We start from the raw sequence: 23,334 nt of genomic DNA, 5'->3' as shown, positions 1-23,334 counted from the left end.
ATAAAAACGGTCATCCGGGTTGTCGCGAAGATCCCGCCAGAATCTGATTCTACAATCGCCATAGGCATCAAAACCGGAGCAGCTTAACGACGATAGAAACACGCAGCAGGGATTATTCTGCATGATTGTGTCGATTATGCGGAACCAACCATTTGAAAGCAATATTCCGATTAATGAAGTCTTGTCGATTCAGGAATTCATTCAACCGGGAACTTTATTGAACACCCGCCAGCGACCTTAGTCGCCCCGGAGTTCAAAACTCAGGAACCAGGAGATTTCAGGAGATGAAAGCAGGAACTCGCTTCTCCGCTCGCGTATTGATTTTCAGCGCGATTTCTGGCTTAGTGCTGACGAATTCGAATTTACTGACTGCGGACGACACCGCCGTTCAGATCAATTCTTTTAAGCCGCGCAGCGCCAGAACAGAGCGGAACCCACAAAATACACTCAAAAATGCGATTCAACGTGAAATGCACTCTGCACGTCACGTGAGCGAGCCACGGGTTCGTTTTCCGCAGAAGAACACTAAAATTCAGCAGGTGAATCACCAGCCTGGTGAAATTCAACAGGTCGGATTCACTTTGGATCCTCGTTCGTTATTCCAGAAAAAGAGTAGCAGCAAGGAACAGCAGAAGCCCGAACAGAAACGACAGATCGTTGTGCCTGGCAGCGGACAACCTTCCGCTCCTCAGTACAAGACAGCCGTTCCACAGACCACAGCGAAACCGGGACAGAGTGAGATCCAGCGTCAGCTGGAAGCTTTGTACCGTCGTGACGGTCGACAGATGCCTCCGATGTCGGTGCAGTCTCTTCCCAAAACCGCAAACGGTGGATCTGCTGCAGGTCGGGGAACCGTCAATCAGCAGCCTGCCGCTCAGGCTCAGAGCACACCAGCTCAATCGGCTCCAGCTCAGACACCTGCCACACCACAGAACGTAGTCGTCATGCCTCAACAGCAGGTACCGCCGGCTCCCGAAGAGCGGAAATGGTATGACAAGTTTCTGCCTGGCAAAACCAAGCAGACTCCCAAACGACTGCCTCAATCGAATCAGGTTGTTAAAAAAGCACCCGTCGATTCACCGGCTGTCGAAGAAGTTCAAACCTCAGCAGCTCCTGAGCTGCCTCCCGCACCGGCTCCTGAGTCTGCCGTAACCACACCGACTGCAGACGATGAAGCGAAGTTCACGAAATCCATGGTTCCTTCACAGGAAGAACTGGATGAAGTAGCTCGCGAGGAGTTGGAAGAAGCAGCAGAGGAAGCAGCCGAACGCCTCGAAGAGCAGAAAATCGCTGCTGAAAAGGCAGAAAAGATGCTGAAAGAAAAAGCCGCTGAACTGCCTCTGATCATAGAAGAGAAAACGGTAGAAGTGGTAGAAGAAAAAGTTGCCAAAAATTCGGAAGATGATTTCAACAATCTGTTTCCCGAAATGTCGGAAGAAGAAGCAGACGGTATGAAGAAGCCGGTTGAGAAAACTTCTACACCACAGACCCCATTCAGTGGTCTGGTTCTGGAAGAAAACAGTAAAGAAGCGGCTCCGGAAAAGGCAGAAACCAAGACCGAGCCTGTGTCGGAGAAAGCAACTGAAGTGGCCCAGGAAACACCTGTTAAAGAGGTGAATCCCTTCGAGCCACAACCTCAGCCCGCTGCTCCGGAAACGAAAACTGAAAAGAACCCGTTTGCAGTGCCTGCTCCACAGATCGCAGAGACCGAGAAAGCAGCACAGCCGAAGGCTCCTCAGGTAGAAGACAATCCCTTTAAAGCAGAACCAGAACCCAAACTGGAAACACCTGCTCCGCAACCTGAAAAACAGGTCGCTAAGACTGAGCAGAACAGCACTGTGGAAAAGAAAATGGCTATGATCGCCAGTCGGGGAAATATTAAAGGGTTGAAAGGCTTCTGTCCGGTCGCCCTGCGAGACAACCGACTGCTCGTCGATGCCCGTCCGGAATTCAGTTCCTCATACAAATCCATGAACTATCAGTTCGCCTCACTGGAGAACAAGCTGAAGTTCGACCGCGAGCCTGCTAAATATGCACCGGCTGCCGGCGGAAGTGATATTGTTCTCCTGGTCGACAATCAGGATGACAAAGAGGGAACACTGGATTTTGCATCCTGGTACAAGGGCCGACTCTACCTCTTCAGTAGCCAGAAGAATATGGATGTGTTTATGAAAACACCAGCACTCTATGTTGGTGTCGAATAAAAAGTGAGCTTTGTTCCTGCTGCTCCTGGTAAGCCTCCGATAATCTTTCCGATTATCGGGGGCTTTCTTTGTTGAGCAGCCAGACAATTCAGCGGGCAGCCCGTCCGGAAAACCAGCGGGACGCGATCAGTGCTTCGCCGGCGATCAGCAGCTTCCTCCAGCGGGGAAGCCCGGCCCGGGTGGTATAGACCTGATAATCCAGTCTCTCAATCTCGTTGAGAATACCACCGTAAATCTGATGCATGGCTTTGAGAATGCGTCGTCCCTCGGGTGAAATGTATTCAAACAGTCGCTCTGAATCCTGATAATAGACGCGGGCCCGATCCACCTCGAACTGCATCAGCGCGCGAAAACGCTGGTCATACACACGGGCCTGAATATCCGACTGACTGTAATCAAAACGATGCAGATCTTCCTGAGGCAGATAGACACGCCCCAGGTCAGCATCTTCCGCCAGATCTCTGAGAATATTGGTCAACTGAAATGCCAGGCCACAATCGATGCTGGCCTCCACAGCACGGTCATCATGAAATCCCCAGATATGGATGCAGCACAAGCCGACGACTCCCGCTACGTGATAACAGTAATCTGCCAGATCATCAAAGGTCTGGAAAGTAACCGGCTGCAGATCGGATTCCACACCTGTGATCACATCAAAAAAATAGTGCACGGGAATCTCATACCGCTGGATCATATCGACGACAGCCGGCAGACAGGGATGAAAGTCCTCACTCTGATCCAGTGGCTGCTGATCTAATGCACGCTGTAATTCTTGACGCCAGCGTGTCAGTGCGGCTCCTCGTTCTTCAAGCGAGAGTTCCGGACTGTCGCCCAGATCATCGACCAGCCGCATATAGGCGTACAAGACACACATCGCCTGGAACTGTTCTTTGCGAAGCGCCAGAAACGAATAATAGAAATTCCCCGCTGTCTGTTTTGCCAGTTGCTGGCAGTAGGCATAGGAATTTTCCAGGGTAGTCGTCATGACGCCTCAGCGACCGATATCTTGATTTCAGTGAGTCCGGGATCGAATCGACATCATAACCGCCGCCCCGTCAAATTCAAATCGGCGACGCCCCGGTGCGAGATTGTCTAATACATCAGAATGCAACAGTTTGAGATTATCAGCTGAAGAAACGGAAAATGGGGAAAACCAGCAGCCACCCTCGACAACCGGTTCTCAGTCTTTCCAAAAGAAATCCTCTTGATTTTGCCGCAGACCCGCGAAAAATAGAAAAACAGAGCCTGCGGCCCCCCTCTTACTCCCGAGCGTCCGCCCTGTATCTTCTGTTCAGTCATTTATAAATAAAGTGATGCACACAGAAAGTTAATGCAATTTACTTGCAATTAACATTGACTTCTGCAAAACATTTGCAACAATGATCGTATTGTTTCATCAAGTGTTATCTTAAATACTACGCTCTGGAGTCCTCACATGCGAAAAGCCAATAATACCCGCCGCGGCTTTACCTTGATTGAACTGCTGGTGGTGATCGCCATTATTGCCATCCTGATCGCCCTGCTTCTCCCTGCTGTGCAACAGGCCCGTGAAGCGGCCCGCCGCAGCCAGTGTAAGAATAATCTGAAGCAGATCGGACTGGCCCTGCATAATTATCACGAAACCCATGGACTGTTTCCTTCCGGCTGGATTGGAGTTCAGCCTGGGGTGGGCCCCAATGTCGAATATGGCAGTGGCTGGGGCTGGGGGACAATGATCCTGCCTTATCTCGATCAAAGCCCGCTGTATAACCAGATCAACTTTAATCTGGCCATCAACGATCCCGCTCAAACACCTGGCGTCATTGATATCTCACTCTCTGTCTATCGCTGTCCCTCTGATCCCGCCCCGCAAACTTTCGAACTGGAGGAAGAAGGCAGCCCCGGGACTGTGCTCGCGACACTCGCCACCGGAAACTACGTCGGTGTCTTTGGTGATGAGGAACTCGACAGCTGCGACTCCGTTCCCGCTGGCTCCACCTGTAAAAGCACAGGCGTATTCTATCAGAACAGCAATACCCGCTTCCGCGACATCACTGACGGGACTTCGCAGACCGTGTTTGTCGGCGAACGCAAAACGGATGCCGATCAGGGCTGGTACTCCACCTGGGTGGGCGTCGTTCCCGAGGGTGAAGAGACCTTTGCCCGTCCGCTGGGAGCCACCGACCATCCCCCGAATGATCCTGCAGCCCACTTCGACGATTTCAGCAGCCATCACACAGGCGGAGCCCAGTTCCTGTTTGGAGACGGCCGAGTACGATTCATCTCAGAAAACATTGATGAGGGCGTCTATCGATCACTCTCCAGCATCCGCGGCGGTGAGATCACCAACTTCGAATAAACTTTATTGAAACCATACATGACAGTGTGCGAACTGAACGGTCTGACAGGACTTTCCCTGTCAGGCCGTTTTTTATTTTGATGATCAAGCCAGTCTCCTTTGCAGTAAACGTGTCTCCCGGCTACTCTTGAGAAGTCGGATACAGACTATGAGCCAAGACTTCTCCCCGGGAGGATTGCGTGATGCGACTGCTTCGAACCCCGCCGCGACCGGCTCTTGATTACGCCCTGATGCTGCTACTCTGTTGGTGGTGCAGCCCCGCGAATGCGGATCTGGCCCTGCTGCAGATTCCCGATAAACCAGCTTCCGCTGCATCAGCAACGGAGAACCCTGAACTCTGCCAGATTACACTGAAACTTACCGAAACCCAGTCAGACCAGCAGCAGGTCGTACGGGGCATGCTGCGAATTCGTGACGCCCAGGGAAATCTGATTCCGCTTCCGGAACTGCTCAATCGGGGAACCGGAGTGAACTCCCGCCCGGAGTCTGAACGAGCCGGGATTCACAGCTGGTTCGTGATCCCTGGCGAAGTTCGGTTATCCGTTCCCCAATCTCGACTGACACTCGAAGCTTTCTCTGGTCTTGCTATAGAACTCACTCGAACGGAAATCGATCTCACAGGGAAGTCGTCCGCGGAAATCACTCTCAAACTGAAGCGATTCGCGGATCTCTCCCCGGAATGGAAAACGGCCAACACCCATCTGCACCTGATGAAGCTCAGCCGCGAGGAGTGTGACCGCTATCTACAGCAGATCCCCGCTGCGGATCGACTGGACCTCGTATTTGTCTCCTATCTGGAACGCGCAATTGCCGACAAGACCTACATTTCGAATCGCTACTCCAGGCAGGATCTGCAGGAAATATCCCGGTCGGCCGGAGTCCAGTTTGGCTGGGGAGAGGAGCATCGTCATAACAGCACCGGTTATGACGAGGGATACGGGCACGTGATGCTGCTCGATATCCAGCAGTTGATTCACCCCGTGAGTATTGGTCCCGGGATTATGAAACAGGGGACGGACGGCATTCCACTGGCGCGGGGCATTCGCACGGCACTGGCTGACCAGGCGACCGTTGTCTGGTGCCACAATGCCTGGGGACTGGAATCGACGCCGAATTTCCTGGCAGGCCGCGTGCATGCACTCAACATCTTTGATGGAGGAACACGCAGTACTTATGAAGACAGCTTCTATCGTTATCTGAATGCCGGCTGTCAAGTTCCTTTTTCCACCGGCACCGACTGGTTCCAATATGATTTCTCTCGCGTCTACGCCCGCCTGCAGCAGCCGCTCACCCCGGCCTCGTGGCTGAAGAGCCTGAGGTCAGGGCGAACCTTTATTACCAATGGTCCCCTGCTTGATCTGCATATCAATGGGAAAACCATCGGCGATGAGCTTGAACTCTCACCGGGAAAGAATCGAGTGACGATTCAGGCCACGGGACGGGGACGGATTGATTTCCAGAAGCTGGAACTGATTCACAACGGCAAAGTCATCCAGACTCAGAGTACAAAACCCATCGGAAAACATTTCGAAGCACACCTCGATTTGAATCTGGAAATTGACGAACCGGGGTGGATCGCGGTTCGTACTCCTTCCCCTTCAGTTCCTCAGAATCCCCAGCGACAACAACAGACGCCCCTCAATGAATATGGGCGTGAGCTGTTTGCCCATACCAGCCCGATTTATCTGAAATGGAACGGACAAGCACACTTTGATCCGACACAGGCCAGATCGTTTCTGACAGAGATGCAACAGAACCGGAAAAAGATCGCCAGTCAGTTTCTTTTCGCTGATCCGCAGGAACGGGCGGCTGTACTGGATGTGTATTCGGACGCCATCGAGGAACTGCAAAACAGACTCAATTCCCCCTAAACTCATCCCCAACATCGCTTGAGCCAGCCAGCTGTTTTTTTTAGAATAGGCAATCTGGCAGGAATCGTACTCTCACCTGCTGCTTCAGCTTTAGAAAGTGTTTTAGATATGAATCGATTCAATCTCGCTCTAGCGATGATCATTACCGTGGCTCACAGTTCCCAGGCTTTTGCACATCCGGGCCATGGCACCAGCCAGCCTGCCAATCCGCATGGCATTCTGCATTACCTCACAGAGCCGGTTCACCTGGTCCCCTTTGCAGCGATCGCCCTGTTCGCCGCCGCTGTGGTGATTGGTAAAAAAGCAGTGCAGCGTTCACGCATCCAGAAGCAGAAGGCTGTTCGCTCTACTGACCTCTCTAAGTAAGTCAGATCGATTCCGCTTTACCGGTCTGCTTCCTGCGCCCGCTTGAGATAATTCTGAATGGCCCGCTGATAGGTTTCTTCGGCTGCGGGCCGTTCGCGCTCTGCGATTTTCTGATGACGGTTCTTCCAGAGTAATTTGATTGTTTCCGCACACCAGAGTGCACTTTCCCGTGAAGCGCGAATCGGACGTTGATCCACAATCACATTCACTGGATTGGTATGCAACTGGGGAAACTGACGCAACGCTATCCAGCTACTCTGAGACACGGGAACCGTGAACGTCAGGTCATGCACCTGACCATCGGCGGGAACTTTCTTTCGCGCGACTACCTCGCCGTTCCTCACGATTTCTACCAGCCGCTCGCCCCCGGTGACGTATTCCGAATTACGCGGTGCGTGCAGGACACGCGTGTCTCCCACAGCCCGTTTTCCCTCAGGGGGATCCAGCAGACCATAGGCGACCGCCCGGGGAGTCTCTGCGGCAAACGCGACCTTCGCAGTGACTTCTACCTGTCCTGATTCTTTCAGCTGGATGTCCTCAAAACCGGGAGACTGGCCACCGACCTGGAATTCCAGTGCGTGAGCGTAGCCGTCTGAAACATAGGAACGCCCCTGTTGAATTCCCCGACACCACTCCGGGAAATCGACTTCGGCGACATCCCCCAGATTTACGTAGACGCGCCCCTGGCCGACCCGCCGACTGCTCATACAGGGAAAGTCCGTTTCACCGCTGACTTTGAGGGGATAGCCACAATTCATAATGTGGTACCAGGTATTCCACTCCGGAATCCGTTCGGTATCCATGGCACTCACAAAATCGCAGACACCTTCAGCGGTGCTGACACAGATTTCCATGGCACCTCCACCGTTCATCTCGGGTACTGCCAGATTAGGCAATTCATCAGCAGCCTGTTGCAGTGCGTGTGTCAGCTCCGGCCCATTGAGTTGGCCATCACCGTCTTCGTCAATTGACGCGAACGTTTTTGGTAACAGGCCCTGGCTGGCTTCTTCCGCGTTGATCGATTCAGACTGATCCCGATCCAGTTCGTTGATCATTCTGATCGCCGCCTGGGGTGGATTCACCCGCAGTGCCGAGTGGGGGTAGCCGGTGATGCCCCCCTGCTCCTTACACCACCTTAAGACAGGCACCGTCCAGCTGGGCCAGCCTTTGACCGTTCCCAGGGTGCCGGGATAAGTCTGATTCTGCAGATTCAAGAGACAGACATGTCCCAGGGCAGCTGAGCCGAAGCCGCTGATCTCCAGGTCGTATTTCAAAATCGTCAATGGCTCACTGACGCGATCGGCGGAAGACGAAAAGAACTGCCTTTGCACATCAAAGCAGGGGCCCCAGGTCAGCACGCAGCCGACGTTCAGCCCTTCCCCTTTGACCTGCTTGAACATATCCAACGGAGTGACACCTTTGGTCGGATTATCATAGTGGGCACATCCGGCCGCGTGAATATGGTGATCCCCGGAATAGAATCCATAATCACGCGGATTCAACCAGCGCTGCAGATTGACTTCCACGGTCTGCGGTTCTGAGGCAGAAACAGTAATCTTTCGAGTCAGTCGCTGGTATTCGGGACCGCGGCTATATTCCATTTCCAGTTCACCGGCTGGCAAGAGAACGGTTTCGCCGTCCTGTCGATAAATCTGTGGCTGAAAGAAGAAATCGGGAGCCAGTCGTTTGGCCTGCAGTGGGTAAACCCGCTTCTGTTGATCGCGGAACTGCAGTCGCGCTGCAGTCGGTTTGCCATCGAAATCCCGGATCGCGAGTTTTACGGGAATCGCCTTTTTTACGGTAAACAGAATCGGTACTTCCCCGCGAAATCCGATATCCTGAGTGCCGGCCCCGACATCAAAGCCGAGGGTTGCTTCCCGTTTGCCCGATTCATGGCAATAAATCAAAGCGAGTACATATTCGCATTCCAGCCCACTCAGACGAACCGTCATGGGACTGGCCTGGAACAGTTCGACTTCCAGAAAGCGATCCGAGGCCGACTGTTTATTCTCGTTCTGATTGAGTTCGATTTGTGCCTGCCGTTTCAGGCTGTTCAACGCGGCTCCCGAATAGACGGCACCTGCCTGCGGGCTGGAAATCTGCAACTGACGGGTTACCGTACTCTGATTGATCACCTTGATCAGAAAAGGCGTAAAGCCCCCCTGCTGGAGCACTGCTTGTGCAGGCCCCCGAGCGACTTTGGTTCGGACTTCGGGATTCAGCGAGACAACACACAGGACTTCGGAGTCGAGTAGTTTCTGAATCTGTCGTGCGTCGCGCTGTTCGCTGGCGGCAGTCAGTTTTTGCACCAGATCGTCAGACAGCGGGGCTCCCAGATAATCCAGGGCAGAAATCAGTCGTTTAACATTGGCCCCCAGCGGCTGACCTTCGACGTCAACCACCTCCACGGATTCGGCTGCCAGCAGTGAATTCTTGCCTGGTACAACCAGCAACAAAACAGTCAGCAGCGCAGCAGGCAGCAATCGCAAAACCATGATGGCCCTTTCTCGAGTTTGAAAGTCCGCTCTCGAAGCTTATTCGACTGAGAATTTATGGATGGTCGTCTGTTCGTAGACTTCACCTGGCTTGAGGATCGTATTGGGAAACTCAGGCTGATTCGGAGAGTTCGGAAAATGCTGTGCTTCCAGACAGAAGCCGCCATGCTTGGGAAAGCCGCCGCTGGCCGGAGTACCATCCAGAAAATTCCCGGTGTAAAACTGCACGCCTGGTTCTGTCGTATAAACTTCCATCACGCGTCCCGATACTGGATCTTTTGCCCGAGCGGTCAGAGCAGGCTGTTTTTCGGCCGGATTAACGACCCAGCAATGGTCATAGCCCCCCTCGACCTGGTCAATGCGTTCGCCGATCTTGTGAGTGGAAGTAAAGTCCATCGGCGTCCCTTTGACCGGAGCCAGTTCGCCGGTGGGAATCGCTTCGTCTGTTACCGGGAGATATTTATCACAGTTTAACAACAGTTCGTGATCCAGAACCGTTCCGTCACCGGCTCCCGACAGATTCCAATAGCAGTGATTGGTCACATTAATAGGAGTGGCTTTGTCTGTCGTCGCTGTATAGTCGATCTTGAGCTCATTTTCGTTGTTGAGGGTGTAGACGACTTTCAAAGTCAGTTTGCCCGGATACCCCTCTTCACCATCCGGACTGACCAGGCTCAGGCGAACGCCTACTACGTCTTTCTCGGAAAATTTTTCTGCCGCCCAGACCTTTTTATCGAATCCTGATTCGCCGCCATGCAGGTGACTGGGTGGGTTGTTCTGGGCGAGCTGATATGTTTTGCCATCCAGTTCGAATTTGCCGTCTTTAATCCGGTTTGCATAACGGCCACAGATGGCACCGAAGTAAGGACCTTTCTTTTCATATCCGGCCAGGGAATCGAAGCCGAGTGTGATGTTTTCCGTTTTGCCCTCCCGGTCCGGCAGATAGATGGCGGTCACAATCGCACCAAGGTTGATGATGCTGACGCTCGTCCCTTTATTATTGGAGAGCAGAAACTGGGTAATATCCTGACCGTCGGCGGTGGTCCCATAAGGTTCACTTTGTACGGCCAGCTGAAATTCACTTCCGGTATTCATTTCGGCATCCTTAGTTTGTTCTTGATCTGCAGCAGTTTGAGAAGGGTCAGCAGGCGGAGTTTTCTCACCGGCACAACCTGCCAGCAGAATCAGGGCACTCAACAGTCCGCTGCAGCATTTCCATCGATTCATCACTGTGTTCTCTCCTCAGACCCGGTTATCTGGACCAGTTTAATCCTGCTCAATTACTCCAGACCAGAATAACAAATCCATGCGTAAATGTAATGCAGAAACAGGATTTGTTCGCCTGGTCCCTGATCGACTGAATGGAGTTCAGATGGATGAAGGGCAACTCGCAAAGGAGAGTCAGCAGCACACCAGTTGCTGCCAGCCTGACAGGTCTGGTCCTTCCCTTTCAAAGGAGCCTCGGACCTGGGATGTCCTGGAGAAAAAATATTGTTGATTCCCGCTTATTCGACAGCAGAATTTTAAAGAATGTTATGTATTGGCAACTGGACACTAAAATTAGGTTAATAATTCAAGACACTACAGTTAACGGGCACCATAACTCAATATTATTTAATAACTTAGGGAATAATCTCCTGAAAGATCTGATTCCTCCCCAAAATAGGGATTTGACAGGTATAATTAAAGACAGGCGCGTTGTTCTGGGAAAACTTGGGATTCCGTTACAAAATCTTTAGTAAATTCCATCAATCCTCCTCCCTCTGACGTAATAAGAACAAAGCGTGTCATTTAACGCGGAGAGGGGAGGTAGACATGCAGTTACAAATGGTCGATAAGAAAATAGAGCAACGAGAATCTCTGGCTTCGGGCGGTGTCACCAGTGACGCACGCCTCGTAGAAGCTGCTCGTAAAGGCGATGACAGCGCATTCGGCGAACTGGTCCTGCGCTACGAACGCCGACTGATTCGTGTACTGATTCAGTTTGTCAAAAGCCCCGAGCTGGCTGAAGATCTGGCTCAAGATACGTTTCTGAAGAGCTACGAGCGGCTTGATCAGTTCGATACATCCAGGCGGTTTGGCCCCTGGTTGTTCCGGATTGGAGTCAATCAGGCATTGGACTATCTGCGTAAACAAAAACGGAGAGGCTGGTGGTTGTTATTCAGTGACAGCCCCTCGGATACTCCGTTCGATCCTTCTGTTCCTGACCCCAGGAACAAGATCGACATCAATCAGGAAGTTCAAGCCATCCTGGAAGAGATTCCCGAAAAGTACCGTACCGTGCTCGTATTACGAGATCTGGAGAATTTCTCCACTTCTGAGATTGCTGCCATCCTGGATCGGAAAGAAGCAACCATCCGCTGGCGGCTGGCAGAAGCCAGAAATCGTTTTCAGAAATTATGGTCTCATCGGCAAAACGTTGAAAATTCCATGTCGGGCAAGGAATAATAAGACATGTATTGCACACAATGTAACGGTCTGAAATCGCGCGTCGCACTGGCAGTCGGCAACGACCTGTCGGGCGAAGAGCTGGAGCTACTGGAAAAGCAGCTGAAAAACTGTGACCAGTGCCGCGCACAATATGAAGAGCTACAGAAAAGTTATTCTGCACTGCAGCAACAGTTAGACAGTGCGCCAGTTCCTTCACTCCAGGACAGTGTCTGGCCCCAGGTTTCGGCCAAGATTGCAGCACGACGGAGGAGAAACCGACCAACCCGGTTTAACTTTCTGCTGCCGACGCTGACTACCGTAGCCTGCTGTCTGGCACTGCTGCTGGTCACGGGACAACCACGTTATGAGCACAGCCCTCACGATGCTGCAGAATCGATTCATCCGTCAGCACCGGTAGGCTGGATGGGTAACGACTCGCACTTAAGCCCGGTCGATAACCCAATCCGGGATTTCCACGATCAACAGTGGGGCGCGTCGAATCAGACCATCGACAACAGCAACAATCCCTACGGTTATAATTTACCACGGTTGAAACACGACAGCTCGAGCCCTTATCAGCTGCACTCCGTGAAATTCTAACTTCGACTCATCTTTACTGAACTCAGGCTGGTCAATCGACCAGCCTTTTTTTTATGATATCCAGACTAGCCGCTGAACTGCGGCTGACGGGTGACTTCAATCAGTTTCGGATATCTACACCTCCCATGTCGATCACGGTCTCACTTGCCTCAGTGGAAGAGCTTCCCGAAGCCTCCGCCTTTATCTTTGCTGATGTTCCGGAGACCGAGCGTGAAATACAGATTCAGGAGTTTCAGAAAACCATCTCGGCCGGACTCGAAGGACAGAACCAGGTGCTGCTGGCCCATGAAGCTGGACTGCTGCTAGGGGTCGGTATTCTGGTCTTTTCCGATCCCGCCACTTCCTGCCTCTGGCCTCCCTTTACTTCACGGAAGGACTGTGCCGATGAGATCCTGCAGGAAATGGCTCGACGAATCGATGATTCCGGTGTCAGTATCGGCCAGGTGCTGATCGATCCGGCACAACTTCACACCCGTCGCCTGCTCACACGAAACGGGTTTCCGCACCTCACGAATCTTCAGTTCATGCGGCACCCACTGACAAACCTGCCGTCGACAGAGTTGCTGAAACAGAAACAGATTGCACCAGTCCGTTTCGATGCAGTGCAGAACCGTCAGCGATTCCTGGATATGCTGGAATTGACGCACCAGGAATCTCACGACTGCCCTGCCCTGAACCAGGTACGCACGGCTGAGGAATCGCTGGAATCGCATCGCAGTTCAGGGGACTCAGACCAGGCCCACTGGTACCTGTTTCAAAGGGGAGAATCCGACCTGGGCATTTTACTCCTGTCTGAACATCAGTCCGATTTGAGTTGGGAAGTCGTTTACATGGGGGTCGCTCCGAACCAGCGGGGACAAGGTACAGGTTCCGCGATGATTCAATTCGGACTGGAGCAGGCACGAGCACACGATCAGTCTGCGTTGACTCTCGCCGTGGATCACAAAAATTCCTATGCGATAAAGATTTATGAAGAGTTGGGTTTTGTCAGACAAAACACATTAAGCGTCCACGCGCGACTTCGTTCCCAATTCCCGGGAAAAAAACCGAAATTTAATTAACACGTTTTCGACAGCGTGAAGCGGGGCTTCCAAAAATATTTTCTCCGCGGGATGTCATTTTCTACTGGTAAAACAGTGTTTGATTTCGGTCTGAAAATTCTCAATAAATTCCGCGCTGTTTCCGTTTGACTCTCAAGCAATTCAGGCTAGTATCAGAACCACTGAATGAGTAAACGCAGTGTCGCCGAAGTCAATGCCTGAGAACTTTACGATGCTGTTAACAATGGAGCTTTATAGCGCATCATTTCCAAATAAACCTCACTACCATACACGACTTTGAGAGAGCAGGATTTGGCTCTTTCTACCATTATGGACGGAGACGGTGCGCGCGGGGGGAGGGTGCAAGATGCAACCCACGTCTTTGGCAGTGGAGGGTACGTTTTGTGATTCTGCAATTCGACCAACGGAAGCCAAGCTGGGGCCAGCAACAACCGGGTCAGAGGAGCAATCAATTTATCGGTTGCTCGCACAACAAGTCGGTGAACGTGGTTTCCAGAACTGGTTCGCAGGAAAAGTCAGACTCAAACTGGATGGCAATCTGCTGATTGTCGGCGTTGCCAGTCCGTTTCTGCTCACCTGGATGCAGAAAAAATTCGCTTCGAAAATCTATGCCACCGCGATTGCCTGCGTGGGACCTTCTGCTGAATATCGACTGGAAGTCGATCCGGAACTGGCTGCCCTGACCAGTTCTCCAGAAGAGAGCCAGCAGAAATCTGACAGTAAGGTGACTTCGTCTGGTAACGTTCCGTTTGTGGAGCGGAAGACATCTGCTCCGTCCCTGAGTTCCCCGAATAAGAACCCAGCGGCCCGGCAGTCAAATCCGTTTCGTGGCAGACGCTTTGCGGACCTGTCTACCTTCATCAAGGGTAAGTCGAATCAACTGGCTTACATTGCAGCAACCCAGGCCAGCGATGAACCGGGAGCACTTTACAATCCACTGTTTATTCACGGCGGCGTGGGCATTGGTAAAACGCATCTGCTGGAAGGTTTCTATCGCAGAGTCCGTCAGCTGTATCCTGCACTGAATGTAGTTTACCTGACGGCGGAAGCGTTCGGTAACTATTTCTCCAAGGCGCTGCAGGAACGCTCGCTGCCCGGCTTTCGTCAGCGATTCCGCAATGTTGATGTTTTGATTATTGATGACATCGACTTCTTCGAATCAAAACGCAACTTCCAGGAAGAGTTGCTGCACACGATCAAACATCTGGAAAGCCATGGGCGACAACTGGTCTTTTCTTCAGACCGTCACCCCCGACTGCTGACCAAGATGAGTGAAGAATTGACGACTCGCTTCCTGTCCGGACTGGTCTGTCGCATTGAAGCTCCCGAGAAAGAACTCCGTCTGGAAATCGCCCGTCAACGGGCTCATAAACTGAAGACGCCGATTACCGAAGGGGCGCTCGCCTACGTGGCTCGCCGCTTCACCAGCAATGTCCGGGAACTCGAAGGTGCGGTCAACTGTCTGCAGACCTGCCACCTGATGACCGGCCAGAAAGTGACCACCAGCATGGCCCGTCAGGTTCTGGCAGACCTGGAACGGGATTGTATCCGCATCATAAAGCTGGATGACATTAACCAGATTGTCTGTTCCACATTTGGTGTTTCCGAGGCAGATCTGAAATCGTCACGTCGCGCCCGAAATATCAGCCAGCCTCGGATGCTGGCCATGTTCCTGGCACGCAAACTGACGCAGGCGGCTTACAGCGAAATCGGCGACTACTTCGGCGGACGCAATCACAGCACCGTCATGTCTGCCGAGAAGCAGGTTCGCAAATGGCTGGAGAGCCACTCTTCCATTCAGGTTGCTCTCCAGGCATGGCCAACCGAAGAGATCATCGAATCACTGGAACAACAGTTACTCGCCAGCTGATTCAGCGAGACTGGGTCAGAGTGAACTCAATATTGTCTCTGTGGCTCTGGGAACTGATATTGAGAGTTTGTCGGCTGACTTCCCCACTGGAAGGGCGAAGCCGACTGCTGATTGAGATTTTGAGATCCATTCAGGCTCCCCTGATAGCCAGTTCGCAGATCAGCGGCCGTTCCTGATGCGTTCTGGAAACGCACATTTGCCGGAGCCGCCACCGGGTTGTTGGAGAACATCGCCGATTGTGGCAGAGCCGAGGACATCGGTTGTTCCTGTGCAGGAAAACGTTGCGGCATCGAGGCATGATAGACATTGCCCTGTCCGGCAGGCTGACCCGAGTATTCATACCCGGCCTGTCTGACACCACCCTCCGACATGCCCTGACCCATTTGCGGCTGGAGTCCGTTCGGGCTGTTCGTTCCATAGGCGTTCTGGAAAGGAACCTGGGCTGAAGCAGGAATGACGCCTCCGGATCCCATCTGAGAACTCATCAGGGGAGAGTTATTTCCCTGCAGCTGTCCCGGGGCGGCATCGCTCATGGGGAACATCTGGCCGGGGCCCATGTTCATGCCAGTGCGGGCCACTTCCCGCATCAGCTCCTGATCGTTCTGTGGAGGATTCTGTCCGGCTTCCGGAGCGCCACTCTGTGTCGAACGGTAATCGGGAAACTGACCTGGAGTCGACTGATACTGATTTCCATACAGCTGTTGTCCCGGCTGAGGACCACGAACGGGCATCGTCTGTCGAGGCGCTGATTGCATTGGCTGATAACCGGGTGGAACATTTCGGTACTGTCCCTGCAATTGATGCGGAGGGTACCCCTGAGGGTTCTGTTGTTGAGCAAAAGGCTGATTCGGATTTGGCCTGGCAGCCATCCGCTGCTGTGGCTGTTGACGATTCTGAAGTTGCTGCTCTTTTTCGGCCCAGTACTGCGAGGCTTCCGCTGCCTGGCTCAAAGCCGGATCATCGGCGGGGGGCCATGCCTGAATCTGCCCCGGTTCGACGGCTGGCTGATTTGCATACTGGTTGACCGGCTGAGGTGAATCAACTGGTTGCTGATGAGGCATCTGAGATTGAGCGGCCTGGAACTGTGGCGACTGCAACTGAGATTTCTGCAGGGGAGCTGCTGGTGCATGCGATCCCGTTACCTGACGCATCTGTGTCATCGCAGGATTCGGACTGATCGCAGGCAGCTGCTGGGGAGACTGTCGTGCCTGTATCGCCTTTTCGCGTTCGCGTCGCATCATCTCTGCAATCTGTTGTGTGGGATTCATCGCTGCGGCATCGGGGGAGCTCAAAGGCTGCTGTTCCGGATTGCCATTGTTCGCATATTGAACGGGCTGCCCGGGAGTGGACTGCATCTGTCCGACAGGTTGAATTCCTGCGTGATTACGTTCTGCACTCTGCTGATTACCGGGATACTGCGAAAGTTGATCTGGATACTGTGGGACTGGATTTTGTCCGCCGGTGGCTGATCCTGGATTCACCCCGGGGAACAAGCGGGCAAATTTTTTCCGCGCCTGGGCTTCTCCACTGGTCTGACGAAACATGGCCAGCGCCTGGTCGTAGCGACCGGTGCGTCCGTAATACCAGCCCAGGTGATCGAGTGATCGGGCATGTGCTGGCTGATACTTCAGCGCTTCTTCCAGATACTTTTCGCCATAATCGTCGCGTCCCTGCAACATGTAGGAATAGCCGATATCGCTCAGCAGGTCTGCGTTGGAGGGATCCAGTTTCAAAGCCTGCAGGTAATAGGCTTCGGCCGCAGGAAAGTTCTGTTTTTTGTCTTCGATAATCGCCAGACGATGCAGGGCTTCATAATGCTCCGGATTTATTGCCAGGACACGTTGATAATAGCCTTGTGCCTTTTCCAGGTTGCCAGAACGATCTGCTTCATAGGCCTGATTCAATTCCCGCTGCAGACTCGATGCATCGGTTTGCGGTGCTGCGGACTGGGAGGCTGCAGCCTGAAGGTCACTGAGTGGTAATGCCTGGGCTTCTACTTTAGCAGCGGTCTGTACGATCTGCTGCTCGGAACCTTTCAGCGCAGCCAGCTGTTCCGGTGACACTCCCGATTTCAGTTCGTCACGCAGTCGATGTCTCCGTGCCTTGGAACGTTCTTGCGCCATCGCTTCTCTCAGCTTCTTCTGCATGGCGGATTCTTCTTCCGTTTCCGGAGAGCGTTCAACGAGCGCTTTACGAGGAGAATCTGAACGGCTGGCGAAAGGACCAGACTGACAGCCCGTCCACAGGAAGCCCATGCACGTGAGTGTGAGAATCTGTTGAAACATTCGAGTTTTCATCGGAGATCAACCTTGTTTCCGCGAGTGCAGATCGCTTTGTCTCGTTCAATTCAATGTAGAATGAAAATAGACTGCGATTCACCAGATCTCCTCTTCGGTGTTGAGAGAGCTCAATCATCCGAAAACAATGCGCTGACTGAAGCCAGGCACCAGAGACTGGTGGAACAGTTATGAAATGAGAAATTGTGACAGGGAGGTCGAGTATGAGAGAAAGGACTCTATTCGAGTATCAGGCGCGGATTCTAAGAGGAAATCAGAAACGTGTCGATACGAATATCCCCACATTTTCGAAATCGATGACAGGAAAAATGCCAGAGGCCTGTTTCACGTAAAGCACTGCGATATAGAAAGTTAAAACGCCACAAACCAGACTGATTTGTGGCGTTTTAACAAGTGTGAATGAGATTACAGGATTCTCAGCAGGCGTGGATTTTAGAAACCACCGAGTCCACCACCGCCGCCGCCGCCTCCGCCGCCGAATCCACCACCACCGCCACCGAATCCTCCACCAAAACCACCGCGGGTAGAAATGAAACGATAGTAGTCGATTTCCGCTTCACGTGAGTTCAGCGAACGGGAATAAGGAGTGGCGACAACTGTACGTTGATCGGCGTCCTGGTTTCCGAGATCGGTCAGGATCCGCGCGACCAGCTGGCGACGATAAGCGTCCAGCTCTGGCGCATAGTTGTTATCACTGCGTTCCACAATGACCGGGTAAGGGGTGCTTCGCATGCGGGCACCAATTTCCAGAATATGATCCTTACCATTGGTGGTCAGTTCGGCACTGTTTTCGACGAATTCGTTCCGGTTGATTATGAAGTCAACCGCTTCGGCATTCGATTCCATGGTGTGATAATGCGCACGGTTGACACTTCCCAGAGGATAGACCTCCGGAATCGCCAGGGAGCGTTTATGGAATCCCCAGTTGCCGCCTCCACCCCAGCGGCAGCAACCAGCTACCAGCATCAGACAGCTGGTAGTAAGGATCCATTTTTGTATTATCGTGAAACGGGCCATCATGTCCCTCGGTACTTACGACTTAATATCTGGTGATGAACGACAACAATGAATGCTGACGGTCCATCATTATGTTGCAGGCTGATTTGCTGCTGGTAAACGTGCCTGCCCATTCACCTGAAATTTATTTTCCCTGACCAATCCAGGGAAATCCGGATCGGCTGCCCTGCGGTTCTGCGGACTGCTGTCTCATGCGGGTATCAATGTAACCGGTTGGCTGAATCTGGCTGTCCATCTCGGGAGCCGAATTCTGGAAGCGATCCTTGATCATTTGTGTGAACCGACGCTGTCCCGGTTGTTGTCCCTGGTTTCTTCTTGAAAACCCGGTCGACTGTGCCTGTGGCCCGCTGACACCGGGAGCCGGTGGTGGCGGTAAAGGCTGATGCGACTGGATCGGACCTGGTGACTGAGCCGGTTGCTGAGGCTGGGTGGGAAAACCACCGCCCCGTTGCGGAATCGGTTGTGTCACAGGTCCCTGCTGATAGGTGCCTGTCTGTTCCGGCGGATAGTAAGGAGAAGCAGGAGACGGATTGAATGGCTGGTAACCAACCTCAATTCCCTGTCCGGCTCCTCGACCGTAGGGCTGCAACTGATAGACGGCACGATCGGGAGCACCTTCGGTCATGTTATATTTATAGAATTCTTTGTCGTGGGGAACGGTAACTTCATGCCCGGGATAGGGAGGAACCTCATCCTCTTCCATCGGATGTACCAGTTGTGGCGTTACGGTAATCAAGAGCTCAGACTCACCCTGAGTCGATTTCTTGGAACTGAAGAGGTACGCTCCAACCAGGGGAATTTCTCCCAGCCAGGGAATTCGTGTTACTCCCGTGGTGGTATCGTGACCAAACAGACCAGCCAGTACGATAGTCTGGCCTTCACGGAGTTCGACCGTGGTCTGTGCGCGACGTGAGTTCAGTCCAGGAATCCCCTGTACCGAGTTGTTATCATTCACCTGACTGTATTCAGGTACAATCCGCATCCGGATCAGGTCCTTATCGAGTACGATCGGTGTGACGACGATTGAGGTACCAAAACCGCGGAAGGTCGTTGATGTTCCCTGTGCTCCCCCGACCCCGACAATGGTCGGCACTGCAAATTCACCCCCAGCCAGGAAGCTGGCAGAGTGACCGCTTAAAACAGTCAGCGTCGGTCGGGCCATAATCTTGGTCGTACCATTCTCGGCCAGAGCGTTGATCAATACATTGACCTCGCCGGCTTCAAAGATACCAGTCAGCGTAGAAGGGACCCCACCCATCGTTGATCCCAGAAACTGACGACCACCGTCGAACAGGACACTCAGGTCAACACCCAACTGCCGCATCATTGTACGATTGATCTGGGCAATGGTCACATGAATCATGACCTGGAACTCACCGGGAATCTCCAGCATGTTCACAATCAGCGAAGATCCATAGAGGTTATTGCCGTAACTGTTAAGTGCGTCGCCATAACCCCCTCCCCCATAATAACCCGCCCCCACACCGGCAGGCTGTGGTCCGCCCAGGTTTCCTTCGTAGTTGATGACTTCACCACGGATCACATTCATGATGTTCGCCGCTTCGGTGGGATCAGAAGCCTGACCCTTTACAATGATCTTACGTGACAGGGGAATCAGATAAACCTTACTGTTGGGGAACAGCACGGCAATTTTGCGTTCCAGCTTACCGTAGTCGATCCGTCGCTGCCCTTCCAGGCTGGGATCCTGAATCGTGTGAACCAGGTAAGTGATCGGCGTTTCATCATTTTCGAACCAGAGAGTCAGAGTGGTTGTTCCCAACTCCAGACCCACGATCGAAACTTCGGTCGGGGAATAAGTCACGAATTCAATAATCGAAGGATCAGCAATTGCGTAACGACGAATGCGTGAATTGGTGATAATCAACTGGCTGCGACGAATGATGATTTCCATCTCGTCGAAGATGCCGGGAGTGGAACGAATCTGAGTCGGCAGCGGCTTGCGGGTAATGCGCCCCGTATCCTGCACCATCTGAATCTGTGGACCAGCATTGGGTGCATGCGCATCCTGAATCGGAATCACACCCTGTGATTGCTGGGCAACGGGTACCTGTTGTTGATACGATTGAGCAGGGGGAGCGGAAACCTGCATGGGAGCAGGGCCATATTGATTCGCAGGCTGATATTGATTTGTGGGAGCATACTGGTTTACGGGCTGCCTGGGTGGCAGCGGACGCATGGATGGCCCCTGGGCAAACGCAGTATGAGCGATCGACGAAAAAGTGATGAAGAACAACGCAGCCCAGTTCATGACAAGCTGAGCACGTCGCTTTTCATTATTTCGAAATGCCGATCCATGGCAATTCTGTTTGTACATCCGCAGTCGCTCCCCTATTGCCTGCAAAGAGGAAAAAGGTATTTGCGTTTTACGTGACTTCTCGGCCCGGAATTAATTACCTGCGAGTTCTTGTAACCAGGTTGAAGAATCAGTAAGAACTTTATCTTTATCCAGCAAGTTATCCTTAACTTACTTTCTGCTTATGATTTACTCTCTATTCCACCGTCTCACGTACTTCCGAGGATACGCAACTTCGGTCTGCCAATCGACGTAACAGCAGACGTAATTCGGGTGGATAGAGTCCATATTGTATTGTTTGTATCGGCTGATCATGAAATGGGGATTAGAACGGTTCGTGTTAAATTTCCTGATCTCACAGAAAGATTGAGTGAAAACCCTTAGATCACAGCCAATAAAAAAGACCCGGGTTTCGCCACCCGGGCCTGAGATTGAAATGGAATCAGTTACGCTAAGTTGTCATTTGGTCGAAACTTACCAACGGTAATTGGTATCGCGGTTGTAAGTGGGTGCTCCCGGATTGTACCAGGGACGACGGTAGCTGTATGACGGAAAGTAGTAGTGGCCGTATTCATTAGAGCGGTAGAAACCGGGGCCGAAGTGCCGCGTGTACGGGTCCCCCCCACTGCCCATCAACGCCTGATTCTGCTGACCTGTGTTCACTTCACCATGACCACCATACCACGTCTGACCGGCCTGAATTCCCACCTGTGGGCTTGTCATCCCATAGGTTCCACCGGCTCCCTGTGTTGCACTATAGTAATAAGGACTCCCCACCTGAGGCACCTGGTTGTTGGGTAACCAGTACTGATTGCCTCCTTTAACGTAGGGACCTCCCGAATATCCTGGCACAGGATGAGTCAACGCATCCGGATCTGCGGGGGGATAATTCCCCTGCTGTTGCTGCTGTACCTGTGGAGGTACCTGAGGCTGCTGTTGTTGTGGCTGATTGTGATAGGGAGCAGGCGTATTATAAGGAGAAGGCACATTCGCGGCCGGATCGGGCTGTGGAGCGACTCCCCGCGGAGGGGGAGGTGGGGGCAAAGTCCCAGCTTTCCCCAGATCGGCTCCGGGAATTAGTGCATCATCTGCAAACACGGGACTGGCGCAAATGCAGATCATCAACATCAGAGATGATATTTTCGCATGTGGTTTCATAAGTCTCTTCTACCTCATGTATGTAATTAAAAACACCATCAATGATGATGATCGCTCGTCAGCAGGCACGCCTGCGAATAGACATGCCTGAAATATCTATGTTCAATTTATGAATGAGCACCAAAAACTCCAGTTCATTCCCAGAAATCCCGGTTGAGAAATTCGCTCTGGAACTGAACAACATTCCAAGTCCGCTCGATTGATCGTGGCGCAACCCACCAGCGAGGAGTTTTTCGCGATGACACTCAAACCTACACCATTTTTTGATGCCTGAACGGGAATCTCTGTTAATTGAGGAGTTCCCGCCCCGGTTTCGGCAGAATCTGCCGGTTCAGTTTGACTGGATGCTCTAACCCGATTTGAAAATATTCAGGTTGTAGCGCGCGTATGTGATCTACCCGCTGTGAATTTTGTGATGAGCCTGAAGGTATGCCCGCTACGATATCCGATAAAGTAGATACCAGCGCCATCAGTTTGCGCTGACGAAATCACCCAATTATTATGGTTTCAGATAAACAGGAACTCTGTTTTTCATACAGAGGAAATTCAGCTATGTCGACCACTTTTCTCGCTCTGGCAATCGCGGCCGCAGTCGGCGGTGACCCATCGCTCCCCAACCAGACCTATGGTGCTTACGGTATGACTGAAGTTCCCTACAATGAAGGTACCCCTATGACCAGCGCTGGTGTCACGGGCGGCATCTTTGGGGATCCACTTTATCCCTTCGATTCGCAATACCCCTGGCAGCACGGTTACTTCCAGGAAATTTCCCCCTACAGTGGCTATCACTACTTCAAGCCTTATAACTACCGGCACGTCCTGTCTCAGACTCAGACAGCTAACGGCTGGGGAATTACCCCACAGCTGGCTTACTCGCAGCACTTCTGGAATCGATACCATGAGCAGGCAGCCTGGAAGAACTACGCTCTGCCTCCTCGCGAGGAAGACATCGAAGAAATCCAGAAACGCAAACGCGAGTTCCAGGAAAAGCGTATCGACCAGAAGAGTTCTTCTTCTTACTACCAGCCTCAACGGGGCATGGTACCGGTGGAGTACCAGCAGCAAAGTAACAACTACCAGCAGCAGAACAATTACCAGCCCCAGAGCGGATATCAGCCTCAACCGCGCAACTTCCCTCAGTCGTCTTATCAGAATCAGCAGCCACAGTACGAGCAATCTCAGTACCCACAGCAGCAGTACCAGCCACAGCAATATCAACCACAGCCTCAGCAGATGCAGCCGCAGTACCCTGCGAATGCTCCCGGCTACAACCAGAACCCGGTTTACATTAACCGCTGATCAAACACAGTCAC

The 23,334-nt window shown here is 52.5% G+C and carries 16 protein-coding genes; 9 read left to right on the top strand and 7 right to left on the bottom strand.

What is annotated here, in order from left to right; genetic code table 11:
* Window positions 1-284: 284 nt before the first annotated feature.
* On the top strand, window positions 285-2,204 hold the full coding sequence (locus RID21_RS22835; RefSeq protein WP_350192918.1) for a hypothetical protein: 1,920 nt from the start codon (window positions 285-287) through the stop codon (window positions 2,202-2,204).
* An 88-nt stretch (window positions 2,205-2,292) separates the two neighbouring features.
* Here RID21_RS22835 and RID21_RS22830 read toward each other — a convergent pair whose 3' ends face one another.
* The gene (locus RID21_RS22830; protein WP_350192916.1) at window positions 2,293-3,189 is read right to left on the bottom strand and encodes a phytoene/squalene synthase family protein; all 897 of its coding nucleotides are present in this window, start codon (window positions 3,187-3,189) and stop codon (window positions 2,293-2,295) included.
* Window positions 3,190-3,639: 450 nt separating this feature from the next.
* Between RID21_RS22830 and RID21_RS22825 the strand changes: the two genes are divergently transcribed.
* The 3 genes from RID21_RS22825 to RID21_RS22815 all read left to right on the top strand — a co-directional run bounded on the left by RID21_RS22825 (window position 3,640) and on the right by RID21_RS22815 (window position 6,779).
* The gene (locus RID21_RS22825; protein WP_350192914.1) at window positions 3,640-4,542 is read left to right on the top strand and encodes a DUF1559 domain-containing protein; all 903 of its coding nucleotides are present in this window, start codon (window positions 3,640-3,642) and stop codon (window positions 4,540-4,542) included.
* Between the two features lie 182 nt (window positions 4,543-4,724).
* On the top strand, window positions 4,725-6,413 hold the full coding sequence (locus RID21_RS22820) for a CehA/McbA family metallohydrolase (RefSeq protein WP_350192912.1): 1,689 nt from the start codon (window positions 4,725-4,727) through the stop codon (window positions 6,411-6,413).
* Between the two features lie 108 nt (window positions 6,414-6,521).
* The gene (locus tag RID21_RS22815; protein WP_350192910.1) at window positions 6,522-6,779 is read left to right on the top strand and encodes a hypothetical protein; all 258 of its coding nucleotides are present in this window, start codon (window positions 6,522-6,524) and stop codon (window positions 6,777-6,779) included.
* A 17-nt stretch (window positions 6,780-6,796) separates the two neighbouring features.
* Here RID21_RS22815 and RID21_RS22810 read toward each other — a convergent pair whose 3' ends face one another.
* Together RID21_RS22810 and RID21_RS22805 are read right to left on the bottom strand one after the other, a co-directional pair.
* Window positions 6,797-9,274 (bottom strand): CehA/McbA family metallohydrolase, encoded by a 2,478-nt coding sequence (locus RID21_RS22810; RefSeq protein ID WP_350192908.1) that lies wholly within the window; start codon window positions 9,272-9,274, stop codon window positions 6,797-6,799.
* Window positions 9,275-9,313: 39 nt separating this feature from the next.
* Window positions 9,314-10,501 (bottom strand): aldose epimerase family protein, encoded by a 1,188-nt coding sequence (locus RID21_RS22805; RefSeq protein WP_350192906.1) that lies wholly within the window; start codon window positions 10,499-10,501, stop codon window positions 9,314-9,316.
* Window positions 10,502-11,089: 588 nt separating this feature from the next.
* On the opposite strand from RID21_RS22805, the gene RID21_RS22800 reads away from it, so the two are divergent.
* The 4 genes from RID21_RS22800 (at window position 11,090) to dnaA (ending at window position 15,235) form a co-directional block, all read left to right on the top strand.
* Window positions 11,090-11,722 carry an RNA polymerase sigma factor gene (locus RID21_RS22800; RefSeq protein WP_155363947.1) on the top strand — a complete coding sequence of 211 codons (633 nt, stop codon included), beginning with the start codon at window positions 11,090-11,092 and terminating at the stop codon, window positions 11,720-11,722.
* Between the two features lie 6 nt (window positions 11,723-11,728).
* Entirely contained in the window at window positions 11,729-12,304 is a 576-nt protein-coding gene (locus RID21_RS22795; protein WP_350192904.1) for a hypothetical protein, read from the top strand.
* A 53-nt stretch (window positions 12,305-12,357) separates the two neighbouring features.
* Window positions 12,358-13,365 (top strand): GNAT family N-acetyltransferase, encoded by a 1,008-nt coding sequence (locus RID21_RS22790; protein WP_350192902.1) that lies wholly within the window; start codon window positions 12,358-12,360, stop codon window positions 13,363-13,365.
* 346 nt (window positions 13,366-13,711) lie between these two features.
* On the top strand, window positions 13,712-15,235 hold the full coding sequence (gene dnaA / locus RID21_RS22785) for a chromosomal replication initiator protein DnaA (RefSeq protein WP_350192900.1): 1,524 nt from the start codon (window positions 13,712-13,714) through the stop codon (window positions 15,233-15,235).
* Window positions 15,236-15,261: 26 nt separating this feature from the next.
* On the opposite strand, the gene RID21_RS22780 is transcribed toward dnaA, so the two are convergent.
* From RID21_RS22780 to RID21_RS22765, 4 genes are all read right to left on the bottom strand, one after another.
* The gene (locus RID21_RS22780) at window positions 15,262-17,532 is read right to left on the bottom strand and encodes a tetratricopeptide repeat protein (protein WP_350192898.1); all 2,271 of its coding nucleotides are present in this window, start codon (window positions 17,530-17,532) and stop codon (window positions 15,262-15,264) included.
* 432 nt (window positions 17,533-17,964) lie between these two features.
* On the bottom strand, window positions 17,965-18,549 hold the full coding sequence (locus RID21_RS22775) for a hypothetical protein (protein WP_350192896.1): 585 nt from the start codon (window positions 18,547-18,549) through the stop codon (window positions 17,965-17,967).
* Between the two features lie 124 nt (window positions 18,550-18,673).
* Complete coding sequence (locus RID21_RS22770; RefSeq protein WP_350192894.1) at window positions 18,674-20,884, bottom strand: type II and III secretion system protein family protein; 2,211 nt, start codon at window positions 20,882-20,884, stop codon at window positions 18,674-18,676.
* Between the two features lie 453 nt (window positions 20,885-21,337).
* Window positions 21,338-22,021 (bottom strand): hypothetical protein, encoded by a 684-nt coding sequence (locus RID21_RS22765; protein WP_350192892.1) that lies wholly within the window; start codon window positions 22,019-22,021, stop codon window positions 21,338-21,340.
* A 552-nt stretch (window positions 22,022-22,573) separates the two neighbouring features.
* On the opposite strand from RID21_RS22765, the gene RID21_RS22760 reads away from it, so the two are divergent.
* Entirely contained in the window at window positions 22,574-23,320 is a 747-nt protein-coding gene (locus RID21_RS22760) for a hypothetical protein (protein WP_350192890.1), read from the top strand.
* Window positions 23,321-23,334 lie beyond the last annotated feature (14 nt).

Origin of the sequence: Gimesia sp., from assembly GCF_040219335.1 — a bacterium.
Taxonomy (GTDB): Bacteria; Planctomycetota; Planctomycetia; order Planctomycetales; family Planctomycetaceae; genus Gimesia.
Note: the sequence above shows the minus strand (reverse complement) of the source record. Positions and strands in the feature narration are given on the sequence as shown.

Coding starts and splice junctions, on each gene's coding strand:
- RID21_RS22835 (WP_350192918.1), top strand. CDS start 285: ATGAAAGCAGGAACTCGCTTCTCCGCTCGCGTATTGATTTTCAGCGCG.
- RID21_RS22830 (WP_350192916.1), bottom strand. CDS start 3,189: ATGACGACTACCCTGGAAAATTCCTATGCCTACTGCCAGCAACTGGCA.
- RID21_RS22825 (WP_350192914.1), top strand. CDS start 3,640: ATGCGAAAAGCCAATAATACCCGCCGCGGCTTTACCTTGATTGAACTG.
- RID21_RS22820 (WP_350192912.1), top strand. CDS start 4,725: ATGCGACTGCTTCGAACCCCGCCGCGACCGGCTCTTGATTACGCCCTG.
- RID21_RS22815 (WP_350192910.1), top strand. CDS start 6,522: ATGAATCGATTCAATCTCGCTCTAGCGATGATCATTACCGTGGCTCAC.
- RID21_RS22810 (WP_350192908.1), bottom strand. CDS start 9,274: ATGGTTTTGCGATTGCTGCCTGCTGCGCTGCTGACTGTTTTGTTGCTG.
- RID21_RS22805 (WP_350192906.1), bottom strand. CDS start 10,501: ATGAATCGATGGAAATGCTGCAGCGGACTGTTGAGTGCCCTGATTCTG.
- RID21_RS22800 (WP_155363947.1), top strand. CDS start 11,090: ATGCAGTTACAAATGGTCGATAAGAAAATAGAGCAACGAGAATCTCTG.
- RID21_RS22795 (WP_350192904.1), top strand. CDS start 11,729: ATGTATTGCACACAATGTAACGGTCTGAAATCGCGCGTCGCACTGGCA.
- RID21_RS22790 (WP_350192902.1), top strand. CDS start 12,358: ATGATATCCAGACTAGCCGCTGAACTGCGGCTGACGGGTGACTTCAAT.
- dnaA (WP_350192900.1), top strand. CDS start 13,712: ATGCAACCCACGTCTTTGGCAGTGGAGGGTACGTTTTGTGATTCTGCA.
- RID21_RS22780 (WP_350192898.1), bottom strand. CDS start 17,532: ATGAAAACTCGAATGTTTCAACAGATTCTCACACTCACGTGCATGGGC.
- RID21_RS22775 (WP_350192896.1), bottom strand. CDS start 18,549: ATGGCCCGTTTCACGATAATACAAAAATGGATCCTTACTACCAGCTGT.
- RID21_RS22770 (WP_350192894.1), bottom strand. CDS start 20,884: ATGTACAAACAGAATTGCCATGGATCGGCATTTCGAAATAATGAAAAG.
- RID21_RS22765 (WP_350192892.1), bottom strand. CDS start 22,021: ATGAAACCACATGCGAAAATATCATCTCTGATGTTGATGATCTGCATT.
- RID21_RS22760 (WP_350192890.1), top strand. CDS start 22,574: ATGTCGACCACTTTTCTCGCTCTGGCAATCGCGGCCGCAGTCGGCGGT.